Consider the following 25710-nt stretch of genomic DNA (forward strand, 5'->3'; position numbering starts at 1 on the left):
CGGCGCCTTCGGCCCCTGGGCGTGGACTCGGGATTATGGTTACAGCCATGGGCAATCGAAATCCGGACGTGGACACCTGGCTTCAGCAATACGACAACCCCCACCGTGAACTGGTCGGCAAAATCAGGGAATTCATCCTCGCGGTGGACCCGCGCCTTTCCGAGGCCGTCAAGTGGCAGGCGCCCACCTTCATCTACAAGGGAAACATCGCGTCGTTCTTTCCGAGATCGAAGAAGAACGTCACGCTGATGTTCCACCAAGGGGCGTCGATCGTTGATGAGCTGGGCCTGTTGGAGGGCGACGGCGAGGTCTCCCGCGTCGCCCGGTTCATGGACGACGCCGACTTCGAGGCAAAGAAGCCTGCGCTTGAAGCTGTGATCCTGGGCTGGATCAAGGACAAAGGCTAAGCCCCTTCCGTCGCACTGTCCGACCAACGGAAGGGAGCTGCGCGCCTAGCTGATCTTGCGCCGGTAGGCTGCCGTGGCGAAGAAGTACGCGAGAACGAGGATGCCTAGGCACCATGCGAGTGCGACCCATATGTCGCTGGCGATCGGCCGTTGTTCAAACAGATCCTGGATCGTGTTGACGATCGAAGTGACCGGCTGGTTCTCTGCGAAAGCGCGCACAGGACCCGGCATGGTGGCCGTGGGCACGAAAGCCGAGCTGATGAACGGCAAGAAGATGAGCGGGTAGGAAAACCCGCCGGCACCGTCCACGGACTTCGCTGTCAGGCCCGCAATGATTGCCAGCCAGGTGAGTGCCAGGGTGAACAGCGCCAGAATCCCGATGACAGCGAGCCATGACAGCAGGCTTGCCGATGTGCGGAATCCCATGAGGAGGGCCACCAGCACGATGATCACGAGGGAAAGCCCGTTGGCAACCAGCGAAGTCAGCACATGCGCCCACAGCACGGACGATCGTGCGATCGGCATCGAGTGGAACCGCTCGAAAATGCCGCTCTTCATGTCGGTGAACAAACGAACGGCGGTGTACGCGATTCCCGATGCAATCGCGATCAGCATGATCCCCGGCAGCAGGTAGTTGACGTAGTTCCCGGAGCCTGTCTTGATGGCGCCGCCGAACACGTAGGCGAACAGCAGCATGAGGGCGATCGGCGTGATCGCGGTGGTGATGATGGTGTCCGCGCTGCGGAAGATGTGACGCATGGAGCGGCCCAGCAAGACGGCCGTGTCTCCGAAGAAGTGTGTGCTCATGACTGGTCCTTAATTGACGCGACCTTGCCCTCGTTCCCCACAAGTGCGAGGAAGATATCCTCCAGGGTGGGCTGCTTTTCGACGTATTCGACCTTCGCCGGCGGGAGGAGTTGCTTGAGCTCGGCGAGACTGCCGTTCGCGATGATGCGCCCTTGATGAAGGATGGCGATCCGGTCCGCGAGTTGTTCAGCCTCGTCGAGATACTGCGTGGTGAGCAGGACGGTGGTGCCCTGATTGGCGAGCTCCTGGACCACCTGCCACACTTCGATGCGCGCTTCGGGGTCGAGTCCGGTGGTCGGCTCATCGAGGAAGATCACCTCGGGCTGCCCGATGAGGCTCATGGCGATGTCGAGGCGACGACGCATGCCTCCGGAATACGCGGACACCTTCCGAGATGCGGCATCGGACAGGTTGAAGCGCGCGAGAAGGTCATCCGCCGCCTGGCCGGGGTCCTTCAGGTGGCGCAATTTGGCAACCAGAACCAGGTTTTCCCGGCCGGAGAGGATTTCATCGACTGCTGCGAATTGTCCGGTGAGGCTGATGGTTTCCCGGACCCGCAGTGCTTGGCTCACGACGTCGAATCCATTGACGGTGGCCGTGCCGGCGTCCGGACTCAGCAGTGTGGACAGGATTTTCACCATTGTGGTCTTTCCTGCTCCGTTGGAGCCGAGAAGGGCGAAGATGGTGCCCGGCGCCACATCGAAGTCCACGCCACGCAGTACGTGCAATTCCTTGTAGGACTTTTCCATGCCATGCACGCGGATCGCGGGTTCGCGGGTGGTGGATGCACTGGTCATGGTCACCTCTCCTTCCCATCGTCCCCGGCAGCGGCGTCGATTGCCTGGACCAGGCGTTCGCGCTCCTTGTTGATCCACTGACCGACCGTGTAGTTGCGCATGAACGTTTCGGCGAATTCCACCGGGTCGTCACCGACGATGTCGCGGATCGGCGTTCCGTCCGCGGCGCTCTGTTCGAAGAGATCGGTGAGATCGCCGAGCATCCGCATCAGGATCTCTCCTTTGGTGATGGCCCCGAAGTACATCAGGTACCGTTCCAGCGCGGTCGCCGCCGCGCGATAGTCCGCGGGAAGCTGCTCCACGCGTGCCTTGTTTTGCCGGTATTGCTTCTTCTGTTCGAGCGATCCCGTGAGCTGCTCGATCCACCCTGTGGCCATGTTCACTTTCCTCCCTTTCGGAGCTGTTCCAGTCGCTCGGACAGGAAACTCCACGTATTCCAGAATTCGTCCAGTTCCTTCTCGCCCTGCTCGTTGAGCGAATAGACCTTGCGCGGCGGGCCCTTCTCGGACGGCCGCTTCTCGACGTCGACAAGGCCCTTTTGCTCGATCCTGACGAGCAGCGCATACACGGTGCCCTCGGCGATCTCGGTGAAGCCCTGCCCCCGGAGCAGCGTGGTGATTTCGTACCCGTACGCGGGATTCCCCGTCAGGAGGGCGAGAACGATGCCCTCCAGGGTCCCTTTGAGCATCTCCGTCATCTGCTTGCCCATTGGACACCTCCTTTCACTACTCAGTGTTACTAGCTACTAGTACATAGTAGCGCTAAGTAGTGGAAGCGCAAGCCCCTCATGGAACTGCGCCGAAGCGGACTCAAGGACGCTGGAACGCGCCGTCCCTCAACAGGGCCACAGTGGTCCCGGCGTCGAGTTCTGCGGCGATCTCGACGTCGTCCGGGTACCCTGCGCCGATCAACTCACGGCCACTGGAGCAGCCTCGTAGGGCGTCATGGAGCCGGGGTTCGGCAGCGTTGTAGACCGCCATCGCGGCGTCGGCCTCCGGAGCGAAGCCTTGCTTGCCGTCTTCCGGTGTGAATCCGCCTCGCCCGGCGGCAACGAGCCCGGCAATGAAGGCGCCGGCCCCGATCTGATCCTCCACGGCGGGCCGGAGCGAACCGCCGGGCCAGAGCTCGCCGGCCGCGATCACAGCCACCACCGCATCCGGGGGGAGTTCGGATGCCACCCAATCCGCGGTGGCCGCTGCGTTTCGCAGTGACACGGCTGCTATAAGGGGGATTTCCCGGGCGAGCTCGTACGCGATCGACGAGCCGTTGGGTGAAGGCAGCACGACGCGGCTCAACGTCCGGGCGTCCCGCAGGCTCGACGGCGAGAGGCTCAGGCCGCCCCCACCTCGCGGACCCGCCAGTTGGGCATCGTGGCGGGCGGCGAAATCCTCGGCCCCGGCGTCCTTCCACGGATAGGGGAACACCATGGCGCCCCGATCGACGGCGACACTGACGCATGTGGTGAAGGAGAGGACGTCAACCACGACGGCGAGGTCCGCTCCGGACGCGACCGCATGGGCGCCGTCGAGCCCCCATTCAAACCTCACCGTGAACGGAAGCTGACGGTGCACCGTCCCCGCCATGGTCATGACAGTTCGGCCTCCAGGTTGCGGCGCGCGGCATCGAGCCACAGGCTTTTCGCGCGTTCGCTGTGGAAAAGCGGATCCAAGGCGAGTAGTTGGCGGACGACGGCGGCGCGGCCCGCCGCGAAGTCTGCATCGCCGACGTGCGCGTAGTCCTCGCGGACAGCAGCCAGATAGCGGGCGTAAGCCTTCGGTTCTGCGCCGAGGACGGACAGATCGGCGTCGCATAAGAGGGCGCCGAGATGGTCTCCCGGTTCGGGGCTGTGGGTGGAGGTCAGCCTGACAAGCCGGGCAACGTCGTCGATCACTGGCCCGGGAAGTCCCGCAATGGCCAGTCGGTCCTCGGCCAGCCTGGCCGACTGCTCTTCGTCCTGCCCGGCGATTCCCTCGTAGACGGCATCGTGGAACCAAGCCGCCAGCGTAACTGAGCGCGCCGGCGGCCCGGGTTCGGTGAGGAGATCCAAGGCTTCCAGGACCGCCAGCAAATGCGTGCGGCTGTGGTACTTCCGATGGTCCTCGCCCCAGCGTTCGAGCAGTTCGAAACCCAGCTCCTCGTGTCCCGGAAGTGTCGAATTCCAGCGCTCCAGCAAGGGCACGGTGAGGGCCTTGCTCCGTTGGCGGGCGGGGATCCGCAAGCCGCTTGCGATCAGTTTGCGCACCAAAATCCGGGCCTCCACGGGGATGGCACCTGCGGAAAGGAGGTCCTGGTAGCGGCGTTCAGGGACGTCGTAGTGGTCGCCGTCGAAGGCACGCTCGGGAATCCCCGCAGCCTCGGCGAAGGCATGCAGCTCCTCGAGCGATGTGTCCGAGACGAGGTGGGAAAACACGGTCCCGTGCGCGGGCCACAGCGGCGGATCAAGGTAGACGGCCATGGCCTGCGCCGAGAAACTACGGGTTTTTCCGGGTGGCTACCGCTGAGAGTGCCGTCAGGCCTTTCTCGAAGTCGCCGCCCACCATCTTCTCCATGTTCATGAACAAAGCGAAGATTTTGCCGAGGCCCTTGTTCTCGCCGGTCATTGTCCAGGTGACGCGGGTGCCCTCCCCTTCGGGCGCGAACGTGAACCCCGTGGGGTTGACGGCCTTCATCGGCTTGGTGAATTCGAGGCGGATGTCGATCTTGCCAGGCTCTTCCGAGCCGACGATTTCCATGGTTCCGGTGCCGGCCTTGTTGTTGCCGCTCCAGGCATACTTGGCTCCGACGCCGGATTCGTTGCCCGAGTAGCTGCGGCTCAGCTTGGGGTCAACGGCTTCCCACGGAGACCATTTGGTCCACTCGTGGAAGTTGTTGACGAAGGGGAAGATGTCGGCGGGCGCGGCGGGGATCAGCGCATTGCGAGTGACTGTGAAGGGTGCCATGTGCATATCGTACGGCGCTTTACCGGGATCGTGGGTGCGGGCCGCGCCGCCTTCCGGCACGCAGCGCGCGGCCCACACCCACGAATTCGACGGCGGGGTGCCGCGGCGGTTGCTGTGTTACATGCCCGGGATGTCGAGCGCTTCGTAGACGGTGATCGAGGCTTCGGGTGCCATGAGGAAATGCGGGTGGCCTTCGAGGAGCTTCAGGGCCCCGTCCATGTCCTCGGCCTGCAGGACGCTGTAACCGCCTACTCCCGTCTCCGCATCGGATACTCCAGAGTTCCCGACCACCTTGCCGCCACCGAGGGGCGTGCCGAGATCGGCAATGCCGTCGCCAGCCTTCGCGGCCCAGTCCATCCACAGCTTCATGCCTTCGGCTGCTGCCTCAGGGGTACTGTCAGCCATGGCCGATTCCGCCGATTGCGGCGCATTGTAGAGAACTACGAACTTCTTCATTGCGTGTCCTTTTTCTCATGCTCGCCAAGGGGTGTTCCCCCGGTCACACCTGATCCTAGGGCTACGGCTCGCAAACGGCGAGGGGCTTTTCAAGGTAAGCGGAGAAGGCTATAGACAGCAGTTTCGCCGTCGGCAAACATGGAGCAGGAGGGATGATCTGGCAAAGTTGAGCATAGTAGACTCAACTTTGAGAAACAGTCTACTCCCGAAAGGAGCTCTTCCATGGACGTCAAATTCACCACCAAGAGCCAGGAGGCTCTTTCCGCAGCGGCCATGAACGCCTCCACCGCCGGAAATCCGCAGCTGGAGCCGGCCCACCTGCTCAAAGCGCTCATGGACCAGCGCGAGGGCGTCGCCGTAGCCCTTTTGCGCGCCACTGGAGCGGACCCGGATGCCGTGAGCGTGCAGGCGAGCTCGGCTATCAAGGCCCTGCCGTCGTCGTCGGGCAGTTCCGTGCAGCAAGCGCAGCTTTCCCGTCCTTCGATGCAGGCCATCCAGGCCGCCCAGAACGAGGCTGAGAAACTCGGCGACTCCTTCGTGTCCACTGAGCACCTCCTCTTGGGGCTCTCGGCCGGAAGCGACGCCGTGGGGAAGCTACTGCGCGACGCCGGCGCCTCCCACGAAGCGCTCCTCGCCGCCCTGCCGGGTGTCCGTGGCGACCGGAAAGTCACCTCGCAAGACCCCGAAAACACCTTCCAGGCCCTCGAGAAGTACGGCATGGACCTCACCGCCGTCGCGCGCTCGGGCAAGCTGGATCCCGTGATCGGTCGGGACAGCGAAATCCGGAGGGTCGTCCAGGTCCTGAGCCGGCGCACCAAGAACAATCCGGTGCTGATCGGTGAACCCGGCGTCGGCAAGACCGCCGTCGTCGAAGGGCTCGCCCAGCGCATGGTGGCCGGGGACGTCCCGGAAAGCCTGCGGGGCAAGACCCTGATCGCCCTGGACCTTGCGTCCATGGTGGCCGGTGCCAAGTACCGCGGCGAATTCGAGGAACGGCTCAAGGCCGTACTGGAGGAGATCAAGAACTCCAACGGGCAGATTGTCACGTTCATCGATGAAATCCACACGGTGGTGGGCGCCGGTGCCACCGGTGAAAGCGCCATGGACGCGGGCAACATGCTCAAGCCGATGCTGGCCCGCGGCGAGCTGCGCCTCATCGGTGCCACCACCCTGGACGAGTACCGCGAGAATGTGGAGAAGGACCCTGCCCTGGAACGCCGCTTCCAGCAGGTCTACGTGGGCGAGCCAAGCGTGGAGGACACCATCGGGATTCTCCGCGGCCTCAAGGAACGCTACGAGGCCCACCACAAGGTAGCGATCGCGGACTCCGCCCTCGTGGCCGCCGCCACGCTCTCCAACCGCTACATCTCGGGCCGTCAGTTGCCGGACAAGGCGATCGACCTTGTGGACGAGGCCGCGTCCCGGCTGCGCATGGAAATCGACTCGGCTCCTGAGGAAATCGACCAGCTTCGCCGTGCCGTGGACCGTCTGACCATGGAGGAATTGGCCCTCGCCCGCGAGACCGACGCGGCCTCCATCGAACGCCTCGCTGCGCTACGCGCGGACAAGGCCGACAAGAAGGAAGCCCTCGCGGCATTGAACGCCCGTTGGGAATCCGAGAAGGCCGGGCTCAACCGCGTTGGCGACCTCAAAGCGAAGATCGACGAATTGCGTTCGGCCGCCGAAAAGTACCAACGCGAAGGCGACCTTGAAGCTGCCTCGCGCATTCTCTACGGCGAACTGCCCGCTCTGGAGCGCGAGCTCAGCGCAGCAGCCGAGGAAGAGTCCGCCCGGGAAGCACGCGGTGAAGCGAAGCCCGCCCTGATGGTCGCGGACGAAGTCACGGCGGACGATATCGCCGAGGTCATTTCGGCCTGGACCGGGATCCCCGCTGGCCGCATGCTGCAGGGAGAATCCCAGAAGCTGCTGCACATGGAGGAGGAGATCGGAAAGCGGCTGATCGGCCAGTCCAAGGCCGTGGCCGCCGTTTCCGATGCCGTCCGCCGCGCCCGTGCGGGCATCAGCGACCCCAACCGCCCCACGGGCTCATTCCTGTTCCTGGGCCCCACCGGCGTCGGCAAAACTGAGCTCGCCAAGGCACTCGCTGACTTCCTGTTCGACGACGAACGCGCCATGGTGCGGATCGACATGTCTGAATACGGGGAAAAGCACTCCGTGGCCCGGCTGGTCGGCGCCCCTCCCGGATATGTGGGCTACGAGGAAGGCGGTCAGCTGACTGAAGCGGTCCGTCGCCGCCCGTACTCCGTGATCCTGCTCGACGAGGTGGAGAAGGCCCACCCGGAGGTGTTCGACATCCTCCTGCAAGTGCTCGACGACGGTCGCCTCACCGACGGGCAGGGCCGCACCGTGGACTTCCGGAATACCATCCTGGTGTTGACCTCCAACTCGGGCAGCCAGTTCCTTGTGGATCCAACGCTGGACGCCACGGCGAAGCGAAATGCGGTCATCGCCGTGGTCAACGCCTCCTTCAAGCCGGAGTTCCTCAACCGGCTCGACGAGATTGTCCTGTTCGATCCGCTCAGCGTGGACGAGCTCGCCAGGATCGTCGAGCTGCACGTGGACGAGCTGACCAAGCGCCTGCACGACCGCAGGCTCACCCTGGAGGTCAGTGACGGCGCCCGTGCCTGGCTCGCGATGTCCGGTTACGATCCCGCGTACGGCGCCCGTCCGTTGCGACGGCTGGTCCAACGCGAGATCGGCGACCGCTTGGCCAAGGAGATCCTCGCCGGAGAGATCGCGGACGGCGACACGGTACTGGTGGACACCGCGGCCGACGTCGACGAACTCACCATCGAGGGGCTCGAAGCTTTGACGGGTCCCGACGGCGGGGCTCCGGCGGGTAGCGGCCTGACGGTGAGGCGGAAGGAGTAGCTACTTCTGCAGCACGGATTCCTTGAGCGTGTTTCCCGAGTTCACCACGATGAAGCAGTCCACGCGGCGGTCGCCGTTGTCCCAGCTGGTGGCACTCGGGTACACGTTCTGCTGCAGGAGCGCGTACTTCGTAGAGGCCTCGTTGAGCATCAGATCACGGCAGATTTCGCGGCCTTTGTCACGCAAGGCAGTGGCACCGGGGAAGGTGTCGTCAGCCTTGTACCGGAAGATGGCGCCCAACTGGGCAGAATGGTCGGTGGTGCAGTCCACCACTTTGGACTTGGTGGCGTTGGAGTCGAAATCGGCGAAGCAATCGCCCAGCTGGTAGTCCTTTGCCTCGACATCGGCCGGGAGGGGGCCGCGGCTGGTGGACGTGGCCGGTGCGGGGGTGGAAGCGGCCACTGGACGGTTGGCCAAGGCCCCAACGAGGATCCAGATCACTACTCCGATGAGGATCAATACAGCCAGCACAATGCCGCCAATGATAAGCCGATACCGCGTTATGGCGTCCAGGGCAGTCCGCAGGGACGACCCTTTTTCGGAGGGAAAGCCGTCCTCGGGCTCGGTTTCGGCAGGCATGCCAGCATCCGGGTAGATGCCCGAAGTCCCCGGATACCCGGTCCCTGAACCAGGGTCTACCGGCGACTCGTTGTCGCCTGTACCGTTGTTTCCCGGGATCGTGTTGTCCTGGCCCATGTCTGAGTTAGCGCCTTTCATGCGTGCGGCCCGATATTAGGGCGACTCTACCCAAGTTTTTCATGCCGACGAACGGTGATACTGCCGTGTGGAACTGTGACGTCGCTTTCGCGAGGTCGTGGCAAGCAGTTGCTCCAGAAAGCATGTAATCTAGACATACGACAAATTGACCAAACATTCCGGGGCCTCACCGATCGCCAAGGTGACCACCTCCGGTCCAAGTACAAAAGGGGGTCACGCCATGGGGCGCGGCCGTCAAAAGGCAAAAGCTACCAAGCAGGCTCGGGACATCAAGTACTACTCCCCGAACACTGACTATTCGGCCCTTCAGCGCGAGCTGACTGGGCCATCAAGTCGTGCGACGAGCCGATTCGCGGACGATCCGCCGGAGCCGGATTACTCGGCTTACGAGGACAAGTACGCACAGGACTTGGAAGACGATGACGACGAGGTAGACACCCGCCGTATCGGATAGCTGTAGCAACAATCAGGTGCCTTTCGGCATCGAGTTGCGTACCGCCGTCGTACACGAAGTGATTTGGCATCCCCAGATGCCTCCTAAAACGATCGAGCCCGTAGGGCGCGCCATGATTGGCGTGCGCTACGGGCTTTTTTCGTTCTTTTCCGGTCAGTCCTTCTCGTGGCACAGATCCAGCAGGGGGATCAGTGTTTCGAGGTCATTGGCGCGGGCTGCAGCAAGGATCTTCCGGTGGGCGTCCGCCACGCGCTCAAGCTTGGCGTCGTCCAAAGGATACGAGCGGCTGATGAGCCGTTGAACCGGGTTGTCCCAGACGGATTCGAGGGTTTTCAGCAAGAATCCGTTGGGCGCAGGCGCCGCCAAGCCCAAATGGAACGCCCGCGTGGCGGTGAACAATTCCTCCGGGTCGGCGCTTGCGGCACCCTCGGCGATGAGCAGCTCGAGCCGGGCAAGCTGAAGGTTTGTGTACTTGGCCCCGCACTGTCTGATGGCCATGATCTCGAGGGCCTTGCGTACCTCATAGACTTCCTCGACGGCTGATCGGGTCAGCGTCGTCGCAAAATACCCGGACCCCGGGACCAAAGTGGCGAGTCCTTCGTGCACCAAGCGGTTAAGTGCGTCGCGGACCGGCGTCCGTGAAACGCCGTATTCTTCGGCCAGTTGTTCCTGGACCAGGGGAGCGCCAGGCCCGACCACTCCGTTGACGATCTCATTGCTGATCCTGTCGTAGACGTGCTCGCTCAGCGGCCTCATCCCCTTGGCAGCTTGCGTAGCCATTCGCCTCATCCCCTTTTTGGTATCAAAACTCGTTCAATCCTACGTGCTTTACATCACAGGATTCACTGTATACAGTGAATCCAATTCTACCAACCCTGAGGAAAGATGCCCCATGAGCCTGCACATTCCGCGCATTCCCGGGATCGATTTCGCCGCCGTCGGCAAGCAGCTGGGTTACCTGGAGATCGAACATTCGGACAACGAAAATGACGCCGCTGTCATCCCCTCGCCGATCGCGGTCCTGAGTGGTGGAGACGGTCCCACGGTTCTTTTGATCGCCGGCACGCACGGTGACGAATATGAAGGCCAGATCCTGCTCCAGGAACTCATCCGCACTTTGAACCCTGCTGAGGTGACCGGGAGATTGATCATCCTGCCTGCCCTCAACATCGCTGCCGTCCGTGAAGGAAGGCGCGTTTCGAACGTTGACCGGGTCAATCTGAACCGGGCCCTCCCGGGCCGCGCCGACGGCGGGCCAGCCCTGCAGATCGCCTCGATTGTGGCCGGAGAACTCATCCCCATGGCTGACTTTGTGATTGACATCCACTCCGGGGGAATCGCCTCGGAGTATGTTCCGTCCGCGTTCGTCTACCAAGGACCGACGCCGGAGCTGTGGCCTGAGAAGATGGCGGCGGTGGCCGCGTTCAATGCCCCGTACTCCGTGGTGGTTAAGCCGATGTTGAAGACGGGTTCCATCAGCGGCGCTGCCGATCGGGCGGGCGTGCCGATGATCTCGACCGAACTTGGTGGCAGGGGAGCCGTATCCCTGCCGATCCTCAACAGGGCGAGGACCGGACTTCGTTCGCTGCTTGGCCACTGGGGCGTGCTCAAGGACGCCGGGCGGTCCATCGCGGAAGCCCCGATCCAGTGGATGGAACTCACTGCCCAGTCCCCGGTCCATTCCACGATGGCGGGCATCCTCGAGCCGGTGGTTGAACTTGGCCAGAAGGTCACGGCCGGCGACCTCGTGGCCCGGGTCCACTCCGTGGAAGAACTCGAGCGGCCTCCAAAAGACTTCTTTGCGCCTATGGACGGGGTGGTCGCAATCGTTCGACATCCCGCCCTCGTCAATGTCGGTACCACCGTGGTCAACATCGCTGTTGACCACGGAACAAGCTATCTGAAAGGCAATCATGAACCGTCCTAGATACATCTCCACAGGCGCCCTGCTGCTGGCAGCCGCCGTCGGGCTCAGCGGCTGCACCACTGCATCACTCGACTCCGGCAAGGAAGCCGCGGCCAGCTCCATTCCCGGCAAAGACGCCGCGATTCCGGCGGCGCCTTTCAACCAGTCCGCCGCGAATCTCCTGCCCCCGGACGTCAAGGCCAAAGGGATCCTGATGGTTGGCACCGACCCCACCTTCGCGCCGTATGAGTTCTACGCTGCTGACAGCAAGACGGCTGTCGGCTGGGACGCAGACTTTGCGAAAGCCGTCGGCGAGACGCTGGGGCTCGAAGTCAAGATGGTCCCCGCGACGTTCGACACCATCCTCCCGGGCGTGAGCTCGAACAAGTACGACGTCGGCATTTCGGGCTTCAACGTCACGGCCGAGCGCAAGATGAATGCCGATTTCGCCTCCTACCAAAGCAGCGGCTCAGGCCTTGCCGTCAAGGCGGGAAATCCCAAGAAGCTCGCCCTCGACGCGATGAAGCTGTGCGGCACCAAGGTGGGTGGCGAGAAGGGAACCACGCAGGGGATCGAGACCCTTCCGGCGTTTTCAAAGCAGTGCGTCGACGCCGGCAAGGCACCGATTGACATCCAGCTGTTTCCCTCCCAGGACGAAGCCAACCTGGCCCTTATCTCCGGTCGCGTGGACAGCGTCCTCTCGGGACTTGTCGGCATGGGCTATGCGAGCAAGCTTTCCGGCGGTGCTTTCGAGCTCGCCGGCAACCAGGACTTTGAACCGACGCCGGTGGGTATCGCCATGCCCAAGGGTTCGCCACTGACGAAGGCGATCGTCGCGGCCGTCAAGGCGTTGGTTGCGGGCGACACGTACAAGGCGATCAATGCGAAGTACGGAATCCCGGACTCGGTGACCATCAGCGCGGATGCAGTGGACGCGAGTGGTGCGAAATGAGCGGCGTGATCACCGTCCCCAAGATGGGAACAAGGGACAGCGGACAGTTCACCGTGGTCCCAGGCAGGCACCCTTGGCGATGGGTGGCTGGTACTGCGGTAGCCGCCGTCGTGATCCTGTTGCTTTTTTCCGCGGTGAGCAATCCCCGTTTCGGCTGGGACAAGGTGGCCCTGTATTTCCGCGACGTCGCCATCGTCAACGGGATCGGCATCACCCTGTTCCTGACGGTTGTCTGCATGGCTGCCGGGGTGGGGCTTGGCGTGGTGCTTGCGGTCATGCAGCTTTCGGCAAACCCCGTGGTCAAGGCCTCGGCAAGTGCCTACGTGACGATCTTCCGTGGCACCCCGGTCCTGGTCCAGCTGTTGTTCTGGTTCAACTTGTCGGCGCTGTATCCGGAGATCACCTTTGGCATCCCGGGCGTCAGCCTGGACGCCAACCAGATCATCACACCCCTCGCCGCGGCGATCCTTGGCCTGGGCCTCAACGAGGCTGCCTACATGTCGGAGATTGTCCGGGCAGGCATCCAGTCCATCGACCAAGGCCAAGGCGAGGCTGCGGGTGCCCTCGGCATGTCCCGCATCCAGACCCTCACCAGGGTGATCCTGCCGCAAGCCATGCGCGTCATCATTCCGCCCACGGGCAACGAGTTCATCGGCATGCTCAAGATGACCTCGTTGGTCAGCGTCCTGGCTGTCCCTGAGCTCCTGTACTCCGCCCAGATCATCTACTCGAAGAACCTGCAGGTTGTCCCTCTGCTCTTGGTGGCCAGCATCTGGTACATCGTTGTCACCACGGTGTTCACGGTAGGCCAAGGCTACGTGGAACGGCACTTCGCGCGGGGAACGTCCCGTTCGGTCCCGCCGACCGCCGCCGAGCGGTTGCGGAAATTCTTCAGGGTTCACTCCACGCAAGGCACAGGAAAGGGCGGCAAGTCATGACCATCGACACAACGGAAAGCGGGAAGGCGCCGGAGGCGCTTCCGCTGGTGCGCGCGGAAGGCGTGCGCAAGAGTTTCGGCGACAACGAGGTCCTCAAGGGAATCGATCTCCACGTCCAAAGCGGCGAAGTGGTCTGCTTGATCGGTGCCTCCGGCTCAGGGAAGAGTACCTTCCTGCGGTGCGTGAACCACCTCGAGAAGATCGACGGCGGCCTGCTGTGGGTTGGAGACAGGGCCGTGGGCTACCGGATCAAGGGGGACAAGCTCCACGAGCAGTCCCACAACGAAATCTGCGCCGACCGCACCGATATCGGGATGGTCTTCCAGCACTTCAACCTTTTCCCGCACATGACTGTGCTGGAGAACCTGATGGAAGCCCCGCTCAGGGTGCTCAAGCAGCGCAAGGCGGATGTCCGCCGTCGGGCATTGGATTTGTTGGAGAAGGTAGGCCTTTCGGAGAAGGCGGATGCGTATCCGCGGCACCTGTCGGGCGGGCAGCAACAGCGGGTGGCGATCGCCCGGGCGCTGTGCATGCAGCCGAAGCTGATGCTGTTTGACGAGCCGACGTCGGCGCTGGACCCGGAACTGGTGGGCGAAGTCCTCAGGGTGATGAAGGACCTGGCCCGGACGGGAATGACCATGATTGTCGTGACGCATGAAATGGGCTTCGCCCGCGACGTGGCGGATCGAGTGGTGTTCATGCACGGTGGCCGGATCATTGAGGAAGGTCCCGCCGAAGAGGTCATTGGCAACCCCCGGCATGAACGGACCCGGGCGTTTTTGTCCGCGGTTCTGTAGTCGTTGATAGTGCGCTCTCGGAAGTGATTGACAGAATGCGTTAGTGGCGACTAACGTATTAAACATGCTCGACCCACTGGAAGTTGCCGCGGAGCCGAACAGGCGGCGCCTGTTGCACCTGCTTGCGGCGGGCGAGCGCACCGTGACGGAGCTGGCTGGCGAATTCACGGTGAGCAGATCCGCCGTCTCGCAGCATTTGTTGCTGCTGGAGCAGGTAGGCCTCGTTGCGGCCCGCAAAGAGGGACGCAACCGCTACTACCGCTTGGATAACGATGGCATGAGAGAACTCCGGATGCTTTTTGAGCAGTTCTGGACCGCGGAGCTGGACATGCTCCTCGCTGACGCACAAAACTTCACCACCGACCGCCTTCAAACAACAGAGGAATCACCATGATTTACGACAAGACCGTTCTTCTTCCCCTCAACGTCGACCAGGCGTTCGAACTCATTACGCAGCCCGCACGCCTCCGCCGCTGGCAGACCGTTGCCGCCCGCGTCGACCTGAAGGTGGGCGGCGAATACCGCTGGACCATCACCCCGGGTCACCACGCTGCCGGAACCTTCACCGAAATCGAGCCCGGCAAGCGCGTCGTCTTCACCTGGGCCTGGGAGCAGCCCGAGGCCCCGGCGGACAACGTCTCCACCGTAGCCATCACCCTTGAGCCGGCCGACGGCGGGACCACAGTACGTCTGGTGCACGAGGGACTGCCGACGGCCGAAGCCCTTGCAGGCCACTCCGAGGGCTGGAACCACTACCTCGACCGTCTCCTCGCCGAGGCCTCCACGGGCGACGCAGGTGCCGACGAATGGGCAGCTGCACCTGCCGACCTCAACGAGCTCACCTCCGCGGACGCCACGCTCGCCATCGTGCAGCGCGTACTGGCGCACGTGACCGAGGCCGACGCGCAGACCCAGACTCCGTGCGCCGATTTCAACGTGTCCCAGTTGCTTGACCACCTTGCCGGCTCAATTGCCAACATCGCCAAGGCCCTGGGCGCCGAAGTAGCCGACGACGCCGGAAAGTCGCCTGAGGTGCGCATCGCCGACCTCGCCCAGCCCACTCTGGAGGCTCTCTACCGCCGCGGCCTCGAAGGCACCATCGACATGGGCTTCGCCGAATTGCCGGCGACGATGGTCGCCTCGATCCTCAATCTCGAGTTCCTCGTCCACGCTTGGGACTTCTCCAAGGCCCTGGGCCTCGAAGTGTCGGTTGCGGATGAGCTCACCGACTACGTCGAGGTCCTCGCGCAGAACACCATCAGCGAGCAGGTCCGCGCGAGCGGCAGCTTCGCTCCGGCCCAGCAAGTCGCAGAGACGGCATCCAGCCTGGAGCGCCTAGTCGCTTTCACGGGCCGGACTGTTCACGCATAAGGGTTCCGACGCCGCTCTTCCGGGGTCCGTCCGCGCTGGCTGTTGTCAGTGTCGGACCCCCGTACTACTTTGAACGTGGTATCCGCTGGCGTAAGCCGGCTAATCAACGAAGGGATAGCAATGCCGCAGGTTGATAGCTACAAGCAGGGAACTCCGTGTTGGGTGGACCTGTCGTCGTCGGACATCGAGGCTTCCAAGGCCTTCTACGGTGATCTGTTCGGCTGGGAACTGGACGCGATGGATGCCGGTAACGGCATGACGTACTACATGGCCAAGCTGCAGGACCGCTACGTTGCGGGCATGATGCAGCAGATGCCGGACATGGCTGCGGCCGGTGCACCCTCCTACTGGGCCAACTACCTTGCCGTCGATTCGGTCGACGAGGCTGCTGGGCGCGCGACGGCGGCCGGCGGTAACATCCTCTTCCCGCCGGACAGCGTCCCCAACGGAAGCGGCCGGATGTTCTTCGCCGCCGATCCAACGGGTGCGCAGATTGGTTTCTGGGAAGCCGGAAGCCACCACGGGGCCGGGTTGGTCAACGAGCCGGGCACGGTGGTCTGGAGCGAGCTGCAGACAAACGATGTTCCCAAGGCCGTGGCCTTCTACGAATCCGTAACGGGATGCTCCAGCGAGACGGCCGCGGCCGGCGACCTGCAGGAATACACCCAGTTCGTGGTGGACGGGAAGTCCGTGGCCGGCGCCATGAAGCAGCCCATGGAGGGTATGCCGCCCTTCTGGATGACCTACTTCAATGTTGCCGACGTGAACGAATCCGTGGCGAAGGCCGTGGAACTCGGGGCCCAGGTCTTCGCGCCTGCCTTCGACGTCCCTGGTGTCGGACGCATGGCAGTCCTTGGCGATCCCGCCGGAGCGGCCTTCAGCGTGATGGCCGGCGAAAGCTCTTAGGCCTTAACCAAGAGTGCCCACCCAGCTTGCCGGATCGGCAAGCTGGGTGGGCACTCTTTTGCGTTAAGAACGCTTAGGCGTAGGCGTTCACGAGGCGCACGGCGCCGCCGTCGACACCCTTGGCGCCCTGGACGTAGTCCGGGCCGCTCTTGATGATCGAGTCCGAGTCCGCAGCCACGGTACCCATGACCCACGACGGCAGGCCGCGTTCGTTGAGGCGGGCCACGGCGGCGTCGGCGATTTCGGGGGACACGATGGCCACCATGCCGACGCCGAGGTTGAGCGTGCGCTCGAGGTCGGCCAGCGGAACATTGCCGAGCTCGGAGACCAGCTTGAAGATGGCCGGCAGTTCCCACGTGGCGCGGTCAACCGTGGCCACGAGGCCCTGCGGCAGGACGCGGGCCAGGTTGGCTGCGAGGCCGCCGCCGGTGACGTGGCTGAAGCCGTGCACGGCGCCGGGCGCAGTACCCAGGCCGCTGACCGGGAACGCGCGGGCGAGGTCCAGGCAGTCGGCGGCGTAGACGCGGGTGGGTTCCAGCAGTTCTTCGCCCAGGGTGCGGCCGAGTTCTGAGACCTGGCGGTCCAGGGCCCAGCCGGCGTGGTTGATCACGCGGCGAACCAAGGAATAGCCGTTGGAGTGGAGGCCCGAGGAGGCCATGCCGATTACGACGTCGCCGGCGCGGACGCGGTCCGGGCCAAGCAGGGCGTCGGCTTCGACAACACCGGTAGCTGCACCGGCGACGTCGTACTCGTGCTCACCCAGCAGGCCCGGGTGCTCAGCGGTTTCGCCACCCACCAGGGCAGTGCCCGCCACCGAACAAGCGGCCGCGATGCCGCGGACGATGTCGGCGATGCGCTCGGGGACAACCTTGCCGCACGCGATGTAGTCCGTCATGAAGAGGGGCTCTGCACCGACCACCACGATGTCGTCCACCACCATGCCGACCAAGTCGAAGCCGATGGTGTCGTGGATGTCCATGGCCTGGGCGATGGCTACCTTGGTGCCGACGCCGTCAGTGGACGTGGCCAGGAGCGGCCTCTTGTACGTGAGCAGCTTCGAGACGTCGTACAGGCCGGCGAAACCGCCGACGCCGCCGAGCACGGAGCTGTTATGGGTCGCCTTGACGGCGTCCTTCATGAGTTCGACGGCGCGGTCGCCCGCTTCGACGTCGACGCCGGCGGACGCGTAGGTGATGCCGGTTGTGTTCTCAGCGGCGGAGGATGCGGAGGTCATACAGACTCTTTCTTATCGGCGTCGGTCAGCAGGTTCTCAAACTCGGCGTCGGGTCCGGGATCGCAGCCGGTGGCGCCGGGCTTGTTGGCCGGGTCGTCCGAGTCCGCGGTTACGGCTTCGGCGGAGATGCCCGACGTCGGCAGCCCGCCGAGGTCCGTGCGTTCCAGGAGGTTCTTGCCCAGTTTGTCCGAACCCGGAAGTGCGATGGGGTACTGGCCGGTGAAGCAGGCCGTGCAGAGGCGTTCGCGCGGCTGCTGGGTGGCGCCGATCATGCCGTCTTCGGAAATGTAGGCCAGCGAATCCGCACCGATGGCCTGGGAGATTTCCTCGATGGTGGCGCCATTGGCGATCAGCTCAGCGCGGGACGCGAAGTCGATTCCGTAGAAGCAGGGCCACTGGACGGGCGGGGAGGAGATCTTGATGTGGACGGCTGCGGCGCCGGCCTCGCGGAGCATCCGGACGATGGCGCGCTGGGTGTTGCCACGCACGATCGAGTCGTCGACCACCACCACGCGCTTGCCGCGGATCACGGATTCGAGGGCGTTGAGCTTGAGCCGGATTCCGAGCTGGCGCAGGGTCTGCGAGGGCTGGATGAACGTGCGTCCCACGTAGGAGTTCTTGACGAAGCCGTGCGCGAACGGGATGCCGGATTCCTCGGCGTAGCCGACCGCGGCCGGAGTTCCGGATTCGGGGACCGGAATGACGATGTCCGCTACCTGGGTGTTTTCGCGGGCCAACTGGCGGCCCATTTCCACGCGGGACTCGTACACGGAGCGTCCGGCAATCGAAGCGTCGGGGCGCGCGAGGTAAACGTATTCGAAAACGCAACCGGCCGGCGTCGCTTCCGCGAAACGCTGGGAACGGACGCCGTTCTCGTCAATGGCGATGAATTCGCCGGGCTCGATCTCGCGGATGAAGCTCGCACCGACGGTTGCCAGGGCGGACTGCTCCGAGGCGACAACCCAGCCGCGCTCGAGGCGGCCCAGGCACAAGGGGCGGATGCCGAAGGTATCGCGGGCGGCGTAGAGCGTGCCTTCGTCCATGAACACGAAGCAGAAGCCGCCCCGGATCTTGGGAAGCAGCTCAAGTGCGGTCTGTTCGAGGGTCTTGCCCTCTTCGCCTTCGAGGAGGGCGGTGACCAGGGCAGTGTCCGAGGTGTTGCCCTGCTTCATTTCTCCGGTCAACTGGCCGCCGTTGAGCTCGAGGATCATTTCCCGGAGCTCAGCAGTGTTGGTCAGGTTGCCGTTGTGCGCGAGGGCAACGGTGCCGGTGGCGGTTGCGCCCAGGGTGGGCTGTGCGTTGGCCCAGTGGCTTGCTCCGGTGGTGGAGTAGCGGCAGTGGCCGACGGCAAGGTGCCCGGTGAGGGTGTTCAGGGTTGTCTCGTCGAAGACCTGGGACACGAGGCCCATGTCCTTGTAGACATTGATGCGCTTGCCGTCACTGGTAGCAATACCAGCCGATTCTTGTCCGCGGTGCTGCAACGCATACAGCCCGTAATAGGTGAGTTTTGCTACTTCTTCGCCCGGCGCCCAGACCCCGAAGACGCCACAAGCGTCCTGAGGTCCTTTTTCGTCGGGGAGAAGATCATGAGAAAGTTTTCCGTCGCCACGTGCCACTGGTCAATTGTCGCATGATGTTGGCGTGGTACTTTCCCTCACGCGACTTTGTGACCGGGATCCTATGCCTCGGCGTCGTCCTGTGTGGGGCCGTGTACGGATTCGACGACGGCACGCCGGGAGCGCCGCACGCTGACCTGGTCGAGGACGAGGGCCGCGATGGCACCCAGAAGCACGCCGCCAGCGGCAAAGGACACAAGGAAGAACCCGAAGACCGCCCCGGTGTCGAAACTCTCGTCGCCGGGGATCCCGTAGGCAACGAACGCGGCAACGACGATGCCGAGCACCGCGCCCAGTCCCATGAAGGGAACGAACTTCGGCGCACGGCGGACCGTGATCCCCCGGCGTTCCGGGGTGCCGTTGGGGGCCGCGGCGTTGTGTGCCGTGCTGTTGTGTGACGTGCCGCTTTGCGACGTGCCGCTTTGCGACGTGCCGTCGACGTTCGAGTCCTCAGAAACCATGCCTTCCAGCCTACCGTTTCGAGGAGGTTGGTTTGTGGTCTGAAGTCAGACCATTGACAGATTGATGTGAAGTGGGTCACTATCGATGCGAGCGGTGTCGGCCCGTTCCCCCCTTCCGTTTAGAAAGAGAATAATCATGAGTGATCGTTCTACGGCAGCGAAGGTGCAGGCTGTGCAAGACGCAGATGCTGCGGCCCTCGCCGAGCTTGGCTACAAGCAAGAGCTACATCGCGGCATGTCCGGCTTCTCCAACTTCGCAGTCTCGTTTTCCATCATTTCGATCTTGGCTGGCTGCATCACCTCCTTCAGCATTGCGCTCAAGTCCGGCGGTCCGGCAGCCATCAACGTTGGTTGGCCCATCGTTGGCCTCCTGGTCCTGTGCGTGGCTCTTTCCATGGCCGAGGTTTGTTCGCGATACCCGACGGCCGGTGGCCTCTATTTCTGGGCCGGCAGGCTCGCCAAACGCAATAAGCGGGCCTGGGCGTGGTATGTCGGCTGGTTCAACTTCCTTGGTGAGGTGGCTGTCACCGCGGCAATCGACTTTGGCTGCGCCACAACAATGATGGCTTTCGCGGCGCTGACTTTCGGCGTCGAGCCCACCGCAGGCGCTACGTTCGCGCTGTTCGTCGTCTTGATGATCATCCACGCCCTACTCAACAGTTTCGGCGTCAAGATTGTGAGCTTCCTGTCCAATGTCTCCGCCTGGTGGCACATTGTGGGCGTCGCGATTATCGTGGCGGCGCTGTGGATCATGCCCACGAGCCACCAGTCCTTCGACTGGACAATGACGGCGTGGCACAACGAAACCGGCTTCACTTTCGGGCCGTATGTCTTCCTCATGGGCCTGCTCATGTCGCAGTACACCTACACCGGCTACGATGCTTCGGCCCACGTTGCCGAAGAGACCAAGAACGCAGCCATCGCGGCCCCGAAGGGGATTGTCATGAGCGTGGTCATCTCCATCATTGGTGGCTGGATTCTGCTCTACTCGCTCGTCGCGGCGATCCCGGACGGCTCAGAGGACGGCCTGACCACCCTTGGTGCCACGCCAACCGGTTTGCCTCCGGCACAAATTTTCCTGGATGCACTCGGCAATCCTGGCGTAGCGAAATTCCTGCTCGCCATCGTGGTGGGCGCACAGTTCTTCTGCGGTATGGCGTCAGTGACCGCCAACTCACGCATGACTTACGCTTTCTCCCGCGACAATGCACTTCCGGGCTCCCGCATCTGGGCAAGAGTCAACGCCCGGAGCGGCACCCCCACAAATTCCATCTGGCTCTGCGTTGGCTGCGCGATTGTGCTCGCCTCACCCGCCCTGTTCAACACAACCGCGTATTTTGCCGTGACGAGCGTCGCCGTCATTGGTCTCTACATCGCGTATATCACCCCGGTGTTGCTCCGCAGGCTCAACAAGAACTTCGTACCGGGCCCGTGGCACCTCGGGAAATGGAGTCCCATCATCAACTGGATAGCGATTGTGTGGGTCGCCGTCATTGTGATCCTCTTCGTCCTTCCGCCCGTCGCAGACATCACCATCGACACCTTCAACTACGCGCCTATCGCCGTCGTGGTCGTCTTCCTTCTCGCCACCGTGCTTTGGTACACCACGGGGCGGCGGACGTTCATGACGAGTGCCGAACAGGAGCATCTGACGATCGACGCGGATAAGCTGCTCAACTAGCACAACCATGGGCCGCCGGCGGTTCTTCGCCGGCGGCCTCCCAGCCAGGAAGGTCGCCATGTTCCTCGTTGAACCGATTGAATCCCCCCTACTGGAGACGGTCTTGCTCCCCGCGCGTGGACATATGGCCTTCGAGTCGTGTGTCGAGCACTTGGGATCGGCAATTCAGTTGGGGATCTTCAAGACCGGTGAGCGACTCCCGCCCGAGCGCGACTTGGCCGAGCGTATGCAGGTCTCCCGGGCGACGTTGCGGGAAGCGATCAGCGCGCTGCGCGCAGCCGGTTTCGTCACGACCGTCCGGGGGAGGGGCGGCGGAACCATCGTGGAACCGGTCGGCAACGCGCGGCCGCCTGAGCGTCTCGGCAACAAGGATCGGCAGGAGGAAATCAGCGACATCCTCATCTTCCGTTCGGTGATTGAACCAGGGGCCTGCCAGCGGGCGGCCTCGATGCGGCTCAGCGAGGATCAGCGCCGGCTTCTGACTGATTCGTTGGCCGAGGTCGAAAACGCGGGTTCACCGGTGGAATACAGGCAAGCGGACGCCCGCCTTCACCTGGCGTTCTCCGCTGTCGCGGGATCGTCCGAACTCAACAAAGCCAGTACCACCATCCAGACAAAGATCCACGAATTCCTGGCGGAAATCCCCTTTCTGCAGCGGAATATCGAACATTCAAACCAGGAACATCGATTGATAGTGCAGGCCATCCTCGACGGCGAGCCTGCAGCGGCCCGAAGCGTCATGGAATTGCACTGCGAGTCCACTGCCGCACTACTCAAGGGACTACTGAAATGAGCAGCATCATGAACGACATTTCGAACACCGTGGATACCACCGTTCACCCTCGCAATGACCGTATGCTCACCGTTGAGCAACTCAAGGCACGGATTGGTGAGGGCGCCATAGACACGGTGATTCTCGGCTTCACCGACATGCAGGGCAGGCTTCAGGGCAAGCTCCTTCACGCGCAATTCTTCCTTGATTCCGTCCTGGAGCACGGCACGGAAGGCTGCAACTACCTCCTCGCCGTGGACACCGAAATGAATACTGTGGACGGCTATGACATTTCCTCGTGGGAAAAGGGCTATGGAGACATGCTCTTCGACATGGATTTGGACACCATCCGTGTCCTTCCCTACCGCGAGGGAAGTGCGCTGATCCAGTGCGATCTGTCCATGACCGACGGCACTCCGGTCTCTGTTTCACCCCGGGCCATGCTCAAGCGCCAGACGGCCAAGGCGGCCGAGCGCGGCTGGAAGGCACTTGCGGGCACCGAGCTTGAGTTTGTCGTCTACAACGACTCCTACGAGCAGGCCTGGGACCTGGACTACAAGCACCTCACTCCTGCCAACCAATACAACGTGGACTACTCGCTCCTGGGATCCGGTCGCGTGGAACCCCTGCTTCGCCGGATCCGGAACGAGATGTACGCAGCCGGCATGACGGTGGAATCCGCGAAAGGTGAATGCAACTTCGGCCAACACGAGATCGCCTTCAAGTACGACGAAGTGGTTACCACGGCGGACAACCACTCCGTCTACAAGACCGCGGCCAAGGACATCGCCCATGACATGGGCCAATCCATTACCTTCATGGCCAAGCCCAACGAGCGCGAGGGCAACTCCTGCCACATCCACCTGTCCCTTCGCGGACTCGACGATGAGCTGGTTTTCTGGGATAAGGCCACCGGCGCCCGCACCAAAACCTACGATCACTTCATCGCCGGAGTGCTTGCCACGATGCGTGAATTCACGCTCTTCTACGCTCCCAACATCAACTCCTACAAGCGGTTCGTCAAAGGCTCGTTCGCCCCGACGGCGGTGGCCTGGGGCCTCGACAACCGCACCTGCTCGGTGCGCCTTGTGGGCCATGGCCAGAGTGCGCGGCTCGAAAACCGGCTGCCCGGTGGCGACGTCAACCCGTACTTGGCGCTGTCGGCCATGCTTGCCGGCGGGCTTTACGGAATCGAAAATGAGCTCGAACTCGAACCGGCAACCCTTGGCAACGCCTACACCTCGGGCGCTCCCACCGTGCCGACGACGATGCGGGAAGCGCGGGATCTGTTCGCCAGCTCCGTGATCGCCAAGGAAGTCTTCGGTGAGGAAGTGGTGCGGCACTACGTCAACTACGCCGACGTCGAACTGGCAGCTTTTGAGTCCGCCATCACGGACTGGGAGCTCCGCCGCGGGTTTGAAAGGCTGTAGGGGCGATGACTCGGAATCAGACGCCGGCACCAGATCCAGTCCGACGGCCCCGGATCGCCCTGACCACCTACCTGCAAGACGCGAAATGGGGGGATTGGGACGCGCGGGCAGCCGTGCTGCCGGCAACATATTTGGAGGCCGTGGTGGCAGCGGGCGGCACACCCCTGCTCCTGCCGCCCATCGGCACGGATACCTCCGTACTTGACCTCGTCGACGGCCTGATTGTGGTGGGAGGCAGCGACGTCGACCCCGGAAATTACGACGCCGAGCCTCACCCGAGCACCCGCAGCCAGCCCGCGCGGGACGAGCACGATATCGCTTTGACGCTGGCCGCGTTGGAGAAAGGGGTTCCGCTCTTCGCAATCTGCCGCGGCGCGCAAATCCTGAACGTTGCCTTGGGCGGAAACCTCATCCAGCATGTGCCGGACGTGCTTCCCGAGGCCAACTACCAACCCGCTTCGGGGGTTTTCGGCGAGGTCAAGTTCGGTACCCGGCCAGGGAGCATCATCGCGGAACAACTAGGCGAGCGGGCCTCGGCACCGGTCTATCACCACCAGATTCTGGACCGGGTTGCCGGGGGGCTTTGCGTTACGGCGTACGCGGCGGACGGTACGGTCGAGGCCGTCGAGTCGACCCAAGGAAGTTGGGTGTTGGGCGTTCAGTTTCATCCTGAACAAAATCGTTCCGACTTGCGCCTCTTTGAAGGATTCGTTGAGGCCGCCAGAAAGTACCGGGACGGCGAACTTTACGCTGAGCGCTTCGACCCATCGACGGAATTCAAACCGACAGAAAAGAGCTGGGCGTGAGTGCCACAACTTTTGACATCATCAATCCGGCCACCGAGGAATTCCTTCAAACTGTAGAACTGGCATCCCTCGCCGAGACCGACGCGCTGATTGCCCGCGCGGCTGGCGCCTTTGAGGCCTGGCGGAACGTGTCGCCGTCGGACCGTGCACTGCTCTTGCGCCGGTTCGCGGCCGCCGTCGACGCCGATCTGGAGAACCTCGCACAACTGGAAGTCCGCAATGCGGGACACACGGTCGGCAACGCCCGCTGGGAAGCGGGCAATGCGCGCGACGTCATTAGTTACTACTCGGCGGCACCGGAGCGGCATTTCGGGAAGCAGATACCCGTTGCGGGAGGCCTCGATGTGACGTTCCACGAGCCATTGGGCGTTGTCGGCATTATTGTGCCGTGGAACTTTCCCATGCCGATCGCGGCGTGGGGCTTCGCTCCGGCGCTCGCGGCCGGCAACACGGTGGTACTCAAGCCTGCGGAACTCACGCCCCTGACGGCCATGAGGCTCGGTGAGCTGGCGCGCGAGGCCGGCCTGCCCGACGGCGTGCTGACCATCATCCCGGGGAAGGGCTCGGTGGTGGGGGCGCGCTTCGTGACCCACCCCGCAGTGCGGAAGGTCGTCTTTACCGGGTCTACCGGGGTTGGCAAGCAGATCATGGCCGGTTGTGCTGATCAAGTGAAGCGGGTGACGCTCGAGCTGGGTGGCAAGAGCGCGAACATCGTGTTCGCCGACGCCGACCTTCAGGCCGCTGCCGCCGCAGCTCCCGGTGGTGCGTTCGACAATGCCGGCCAGGACTGCTGTGCCAGATCCCGGATCCTGGTGGAAAAATCGGCCTACGACGCCTTCCTTGAACTCTTGGAACCCGCCGTTCGGGCTGTCAAAGTCGGCGACCCGGCGGACGAAAGTACCGTCATGGGGCCCTTGATTTCCGCCCGGCAAAGGGAAACCGTCGCGGGCTTTGTGCCCTCGGGCGCGCCCATCGCTTTCCAAGGGGAGGTGCCGGAAGGGCCCGGTTTCTGGTTCCCGCCCACAGTCCTGGCCCCCGACTCCTTTGACGACCCGGCGGTGCGCGAGGAGATCTTCGGACCCGTCGTCGTCGTCGTTCCCTTCAACGACGAGGCGGACGCCGTACGGATCGCCAATGACACCCAATACGGCCTCTCCGGATCCATCTGGACCCAAGACATCGGCCGGGCCTTGCGCGTGGCCCGCGGAGTGGATGCCGGAAACCTCTCGGTGAACTCGCACTCTTCAGTCCGGTATTCGACGCCGTTCGGCGGCTTCAAGCAATCGGGCCTGGGCCGCGAACTTGGTCCTGACGCGCTCGATTCCTTCAGCGAAGTAAAGAACGTTTTCATCGCGCACTGAACCCACCAAC

General features: G+C 63.3%; 28 protein-coding genes. 15 read left to right on the forward strand and 13 right to left on the reverse strand.

Features of this window, described 5'->3' with window-relative positions; all coding sequences use genetic code 11:
* Positions 1 to 47 precede the first annotated feature (47 nt).
* Positions 48 to 407: a DUF1801 domain-containing protein gene (locus tag ACSVHC_RS13405; protein ID WP_437771565.1), complete on the forward strand. Its 360-nt coding sequence runs from the start codon at positions 48 to 50 to the stop codon at positions 405 to 407.
* 45 nt (positions 408 to 452) lie between these two features.
* On the opposite strand, the gene ACSVHC_RS13410 is transcribed toward ACSVHC_RS13405, so the two are convergent.
* The 8 genes from ACSVHC_RS13410 to ACSVHC_RS13445 all read right to left on the reverse strand — a co-directional run bounded on the left by ACSVHC_RS13410 (position 453) and on the right by ACSVHC_RS13445 (position 5406).
* Positions 453 to 1214 carry an ABC transporter permease gene (locus ACSVHC_RS13410; protein ID WP_437771564.1) on the reverse strand — a complete coding sequence of 254 codons (762 nt, stop codon included), beginning with the start codon at positions 1212 to 1214 and terminating at the stop codon, positions 453 to 455.
* On the reverse strand, positions 1211 to 2011 hold the full coding sequence (locus ACSVHC_RS13415) for an ABC transporter ATP-binding protein (protein WP_437771563.1): 801 nt from the start codon (positions 2009 to 2011) through the stop codon (positions 1211 to 1213). The genes ACSVHC_RS13410 and ACSVHC_RS13415 overlap by 4 nt, the downstream gene beginning before the upstream one ends.
* A gap of 2 nt (positions 2012 to 2013) precedes the next feature.
* On the reverse strand, positions 2014 to 2388 hold the full coding sequence (locus ACSVHC_RS13420) for a DUF1048 domain-containing protein (RefSeq protein ID WP_437771562.1): 375 nt from the start codon (positions 2386 to 2388) through the stop codon (positions 2014 to 2016).
* Between the two features lie 2 nt (positions 2389 to 2390).
* Positions 2391 to 2720: a PadR family transcriptional regulator gene (locus ACSVHC_RS13425; protein ID WP_345448401.1), complete on the reverse strand. Its 330-nt coding sequence runs from the start codon at positions 2718 to 2720 to the stop codon at positions 2391 to 2393.
* 100 nt (positions 2721 to 2820) lie between these two features.
* A complete protein-coding gene (locus ACSVHC_RS13430) occupies positions 2821 to 3600 on the reverse strand; it encodes a 2-phosphosulfolactate phosphatase (RefSeq protein WP_437771561.1) in 780 nt (259 codons plus the stop codon).
* Complete coding sequence (locus tag ACSVHC_RS13435) at positions 3597 to 4466, reverse strand: DUF4031 domain-containing protein (RefSeq protein WP_437771560.1); 870 nt, start codon at positions 4464 to 4466, stop codon at positions 3597 to 3599. The genes ACSVHC_RS13430 and ACSVHC_RS13435 overlap by 4 nt, the downstream gene beginning before the upstream one ends.
* A 16-nt stretch (positions 4467 to 4482) precedes the next feature.
* Positions 4483 to 4950, reverse strand: a complete 468-nt coding sequence (locus tag ACSVHC_RS13440) for an SRPBCC family protein (protein ID WP_437771559.1) — start codon at positions 4948 to 4950, stop codon at positions 4483 to 4485.
* Between the two features lie 117 nt (positions 4951 to 5067).
* Positions 5068 to 5406 carry a YciI family protein gene (locus ACSVHC_RS13445; RefSeq protein ID WP_234754760.1) on the reverse strand — a complete coding sequence of 113 codons (339 nt, stop codon included), beginning with the start codon at positions 5404 to 5406 and terminating at the stop codon, positions 5068 to 5070.
* Between the two features lie 222 nt (positions 5407 to 5628).
* Between ACSVHC_RS13445 and clpB the strand changes: the two genes are divergently transcribed.
* Complete coding sequence (clpB, locus tag ACSVHC_RS13450) at positions 5629 to 8298, forward strand: ATP-dependent chaperone ClpB (protein WP_437771558.1); 2670 nt, start codon at positions 5629 to 5631, stop codon at positions 8296 to 8298.
* Here the strand turns inward: clpB and ACSVHC_RS13455 are convergent, their stop codons facing one another.
* Complete coding sequence (locus ACSVHC_RS13455) at positions 8299 to 9015, reverse strand: septum formation family protein (RefSeq protein WP_437771557.1); 717 nt, start codon at positions 9013 to 9015, stop codon at positions 8299 to 8301.
* A 220-nt stretch (positions 9016 to 9235) separates the two neighbouring features.
* On the opposite strand from ACSVHC_RS13455, the gene ACSVHC_RS13460 reads away from it, so the two are divergent.
* The gene (locus ACSVHC_RS13460; RefSeq protein ID WP_028265518.1) at positions 9236 to 9469 is read left to right on the forward strand and encodes a DUF3073 domain-containing protein; all 234 of its coding nucleotides are present in this window, start codon (positions 9236 to 9238) and stop codon (positions 9467 to 9469) included.
* Positions 9470 to 9622: 153 nt separating this feature from the next.
* On the opposite strand, the gene ACSVHC_RS13465 is transcribed toward ACSVHC_RS13460, so the two are convergent.
* Positions 9623 to 10249, reverse strand: a complete 627-nt coding sequence (locus ACSVHC_RS13465; RefSeq protein WP_437771556.1) for a GntR family transcriptional regulator — start codon at positions 10247 to 10249, stop codon at positions 9623 to 9625.
* Between the two features lie 112 nt (positions 10250 to 10361).
* On the opposite strand from ACSVHC_RS13465, the gene ACSVHC_RS13470 reads away from it, so the two are divergent.
* The 7 genes from ACSVHC_RS13470 to ACSVHC_RS13500 all read left to right on the forward strand — a co-directional run bounded on the left by ACSVHC_RS13470 (position 10362) and on the right by ACSVHC_RS13500 (position 16339).
* Positions 10362 to 11396 (forward strand): succinylglutamate desuccinylase, encoded by a 1035-nt coding sequence (locus tag ACSVHC_RS13470; RefSeq protein ID WP_439181008.1) that lies wholly within the window; start codon positions 10362 to 10364, stop codon positions 11394 to 11396.
* Positions 11383 to 12327, forward strand: coding sequence for an ABC transporter substrate-binding protein (locus ACSVHC_RS13475; protein WP_439181009.1), 945 nt, complete (start codon positions 11383 to 11385; stop codon positions 12325 to 12327). The genes ACSVHC_RS13470 and ACSVHC_RS13475 overlap by 14 nt, the downstream gene beginning before the upstream one ends.
* A complete protein-coding gene (locus ACSVHC_RS13480; RefSeq protein ID WP_437771553.1) occupies positions 12324 to 13265 on the forward strand; it encodes an amino acid ABC transporter permease in 942 nt (313 codons plus the stop codon). The genes ACSVHC_RS13475 and ACSVHC_RS13480 overlap by 4 nt, the downstream gene beginning before the upstream one ends.
* Positions 13262 to 14062, forward strand: coding sequence for an amino acid ABC transporter ATP-binding protein (locus ACSVHC_RS13485; protein ID WP_437771552.1), 801 nt, complete (start codon positions 13262 to 13264; stop codon positions 14060 to 14062). The genes ACSVHC_RS13480 and ACSVHC_RS13485 overlap by 4 nt, the downstream gene beginning before the upstream one ends.
* A 64-nt stretch (positions 14063 to 14126) precedes the next feature.
* A complete protein-coding gene (locus tag ACSVHC_RS13490) occupies positions 14127 to 14456 on the forward strand; it encodes an ArsR/SmtB family transcription factor (protein WP_439181010.1) in 330 nt (109 codons plus the stop codon).
* Positions 14453 to 15433 (forward strand): TIGR03086 family metal-binding protein, encoded by a 981-nt coding sequence (locus ACSVHC_RS13495; protein WP_437771550.1) that lies wholly within the window; start codon positions 14453 to 14455, stop codon positions 15431 to 15433. The genes ACSVHC_RS13490 and ACSVHC_RS13495 overlap by 4 nt, the downstream gene beginning before the upstream one ends.
* Positions 15434 to 15553: 120 nt before the next feature.
* Positions 15554 to 16339 (forward strand): VOC family protein, encoded by a 786-nt coding sequence (locus tag ACSVHC_RS13500; protein ID WP_439181011.1) that lies wholly within the window; start codon positions 15554 to 15556, stop codon positions 16337 to 16339.
* Positions 16340 to 16412: 73 nt separating this feature from the next.
* Here the strand turns inward: ACSVHC_RS13500 and purM are convergent, their stop codons facing one another.
* From purM to ACSVHC_RS13515, 3 genes are all read right to left on the reverse strand, one after another.
* Complete coding sequence (purM, locus tag ACSVHC_RS13505) at positions 16413 to 17573, reverse strand: phosphoribosylformylglycinamidine cyclo-ligase (RefSeq protein ID WP_236813108.1); 1161 nt, start codon at positions 17571 to 17573, stop codon at positions 16413 to 16415.
* Positions 17570 to 19189 (reverse strand): amidophosphoribosyltransferase, encoded by a 1620-nt coding sequence (gene purF, locus ACSVHC_RS13510; protein WP_241710136.1) that lies wholly within the window; start codon positions 19187 to 19189, stop codon positions 17570 to 17572. Before purF ends, purM begins: the two co-directional genes overlap by 4 nt.
* 62 nt (positions 19190 to 19251) lie before the next feature.
* A complete protein-coding gene (locus ACSVHC_RS13515; RefSeq protein ID WP_439181012.1) occupies positions 19252 to 19650 on the reverse strand; it encodes a hypothetical protein in 399 nt (132 codons plus the stop codon).
* Between the two features lie 136 nt (positions 19651 to 19786).
* Here ACSVHC_RS13515 and ACSVHC_RS13520 point away from each other — a divergent pair, with 136 nt between their 5' ends.
* Genes ACSVHC_RS13520 through ACSVHC_RS13540 form a run of 5 tightly spaced genes read left to right on the forward strand, consistent with a single transcriptional unit; the run spans position 19787 to position 25700 of the window.
* Positions 19787 to 21331 carry an amino acid permease gene (locus ACSVHC_RS13520; protein ID WP_437771548.1) on the forward strand — a complete coding sequence of 515 codons (1545 nt, stop codon included), beginning with the start codon at positions 19787 to 19789 and terminating at the stop codon, positions 21329 to 21331.
* A 58-nt stretch (positions 21332 to 21389) separates the two neighbouring features.
* Positions 21390 to 22124: a FadR/GntR family transcriptional regulator gene (locus ACSVHC_RS13525; protein ID WP_236813102.1), complete on the forward strand. Its 735-nt coding sequence runs from the start codon at positions 21390 to 21392 to the stop codon at positions 22122 to 22124.
* Complete coding sequence (locus ACSVHC_RS13530; RefSeq protein ID WP_437771547.1) at positions 22121 to 23533, forward strand: glutamine synthetase family protein; 1413 nt, start codon at positions 22121 to 22123, stop codon at positions 23531 to 23533. Before ACSVHC_RS13525 ends, ACSVHC_RS13530 begins: the two co-directional genes overlap by 4 nt.
* A gap of 5 nt (positions 23534 to 23538) precedes the next feature.
* Positions 23539 to 24339 carry a gamma-glutamyl-gamma-aminobutyrate hydrolase family protein gene (locus ACSVHC_RS13535; protein ID WP_437771546.1) on the forward strand — a complete coding sequence of 267 codons (801 nt, stop codon included), beginning with the start codon at positions 23539 to 23541 and terminating at the stop codon, positions 24337 to 24339.
* On the forward strand, positions 24336 to 25700 hold the full coding sequence (locus ACSVHC_RS13540) for an aldehyde dehydrogenase family protein (RefSeq protein WP_437771545.1): 1365 nt from the start codon (positions 24336 to 24338) through the stop codon (positions 25698 to 25700). Before ACSVHC_RS13535 ends, ACSVHC_RS13540 begins: the two co-directional genes overlap by 4 nt.
* Positions 25701 to 25710 lie beyond the last annotated feature (10 nt).

Origin of the sequence: Arthrobacter sp. KNU-44, from assembly GCF_051843155.1 — a bacterium.
Taxonomy (GTDB): Bacteria; Actinomycetota; Actinomycetes; order Actinomycetales; family Micrococcaceae; genus Arthrobacter.

Excerpts from the sequence above, each read along its gene's own strand:
- ACSVHC_RS13405 (WP_437771565.1), top strand. The coding sequence starts at position 48 with ATGGGCAATCGAAATCCGGACGTGGACACCTGGCTTCAGCAATACGAC.
- ACSVHC_RS13410 (WP_437771564.1), bottom strand. The coding sequence starts at position 1,214 with ATGAGCACACACTTCTTCGGAGACACGGCCGTCTTGCTGGGCCGCTCC.
- ACSVHC_RS13415 (WP_437771563.1), bottom strand. The coding sequence starts at position 2,011 with ATGACCAGTGCATCCACCACCCGCGAACCCGCGATCCGCGTGCATGGC.
- ACSVHC_RS13420 (WP_437771562.1), bottom strand. The coding sequence starts at position 2,388 with ATGGCCACAGGGTGGATCGAGCAGCTCACGGGATCGCTCGAACAGAAG.
- ACSVHC_RS13425 (WP_345448401.1), bottom strand. The coding sequence starts at position 2,720 with ATGGGCAAGCAGATGACGGAGATGCTCAAAGGGACCCTGGAGGGCATC.
- ACSVHC_RS13430 (WP_437771561.1), bottom strand. The coding sequence starts at position 3,600 with ATGACCATGGCGGGGACGGTGCACCGTCAGCTTCCGTTCACGGTGAGG.
- ACSVHC_RS13435 (WP_437771560.1), bottom strand. The coding sequence starts at position 4,466 with ATGGCCGTCTACCTTGATCCGCCGCTGTGGCCCGCGCACGGGACCGTG.
- ACSVHC_RS13440 (WP_437771559.1), bottom strand. The coding sequence starts at position 4,950 with ATGGCACCCTTCACAGTCACTCGCAATGCGCTGATCCCCGCCGCGCCC.
- ACSVHC_RS13445 (WP_234754760.1), bottom strand. The coding sequence starts at position 5,406 with ATGAAGAAGTTCGTAGTTCTCTACAATGCGCCGCAATCGGCGGAATCG.
- clpB (WP_437771558.1), top strand. The coding sequence starts at position 5,629 with ATGGACGTCAAATTCACCACCAAGAGCCAGGAGGCTCTTTCCGCAGCG.
- ACSVHC_RS13455 (WP_437771557.1), bottom strand. The coding sequence starts at position 9,015 with ATGAAAGGCGCTAACTCAGACATGGGCCAGGACAACACGATCCCGGGA.
- ACSVHC_RS13460 (WP_028265518.1), top strand. The coding sequence starts at position 9,236 with ATGGGGCGCGGCCGTCAAAAGGCAAAAGCTACCAAGCAGGCTCGGGAC.
- ACSVHC_RS13465 (WP_437771556.1), bottom strand. The coding sequence starts at position 10,249 with ATGGCTACGCAAGCTGCCAAGGGGATGAGGCCGCTGAGCGAGCACGTC.
- ACSVHC_RS13470 (WP_439181008.1), top strand. The coding sequence starts at position 10,362 with ATGAGCCTGCACATTCCGCGCATTCCCGGGATCGATTTCGCCGCCGTC.
- ACSVHC_RS13475 (WP_439181009.1), top strand. The coding sequence starts at position 11,383 with ATGAACCGTCCTAGATACATCTCCACAGGCGCCCTGCTGCTGGCAGCC.
- ACSVHC_RS13480 (WP_437771553.1), top strand. The coding sequence starts at position 12,324 with ATGAGCGGCGTGATCACCGTCCCCAAGATGGGAACAAGGGACAGCGGA.
- ACSVHC_RS13485 (WP_437771552.1), top strand. The coding sequence starts at position 13,262 with ATGACCATCGACACAACGGAAAGCGGGAAGGCGCCGGAGGCGCTTCCG.
- ACSVHC_RS13490 (WP_439181010.1), top strand. The coding sequence starts at position 14,127 with ATGCTCGACCCACTGGAAGTTGCCGCGGAGCCGAACAGGCGGCGCCTG.
- ACSVHC_RS13495 (WP_437771550.1), top strand. The coding sequence starts at position 14,453 with ATGATTTACGACAAGACCGTTCTTCTTCCCCTCAACGTCGACCAGGCG.
- ACSVHC_RS13500 (WP_439181011.1), top strand. The coding sequence starts at position 15,554 with ATGCCGCAGGTTGATAGCTACAAGCAGGGAACTCCGTGTTGGGTGGAC.
- purM (WP_236813108.1), bottom strand. The coding sequence starts at position 17,573 with ATGACCTCCGCATCCTCCGCCGCTGAGAACACAACCGGCATCACCTAC.
- ACSVHC_RS13515 (WP_439181012.1), bottom strand. The coding sequence starts at position 19,650 with ATGGTTTCTGAGGACTCGAACGTCGACGGCACGTCGCAAAGCGGCACG.
- ACSVHC_RS13520 (WP_437771548.1), top strand. The coding sequence starts at position 19,787 with ATGAGTGATCGTTCTACGGCAGCGAAGGTGCAGGCTGTGCAAGACGCA.
- ACSVHC_RS13525 (WP_236813102.1), top strand. The coding sequence starts at position 21,390 with ATGTTCCTCGTTGAACCGATTGAATCCCCCCTACTGGAGACGGTCTTG.
- ACSVHC_RS13530 (WP_437771547.1), top strand. The coding sequence starts at position 22,121 with ATGAGCAGCATCATGAACGACATTTCGAACACCGTGGATACCACCGTT.
- ACSVHC_RS13535 (WP_437771546.1), top strand. The coding sequence starts at position 23,539 with ATGACTCGGAATCAGACGCCGGCACCAGATCCAGTCCGACGGCCCCGG.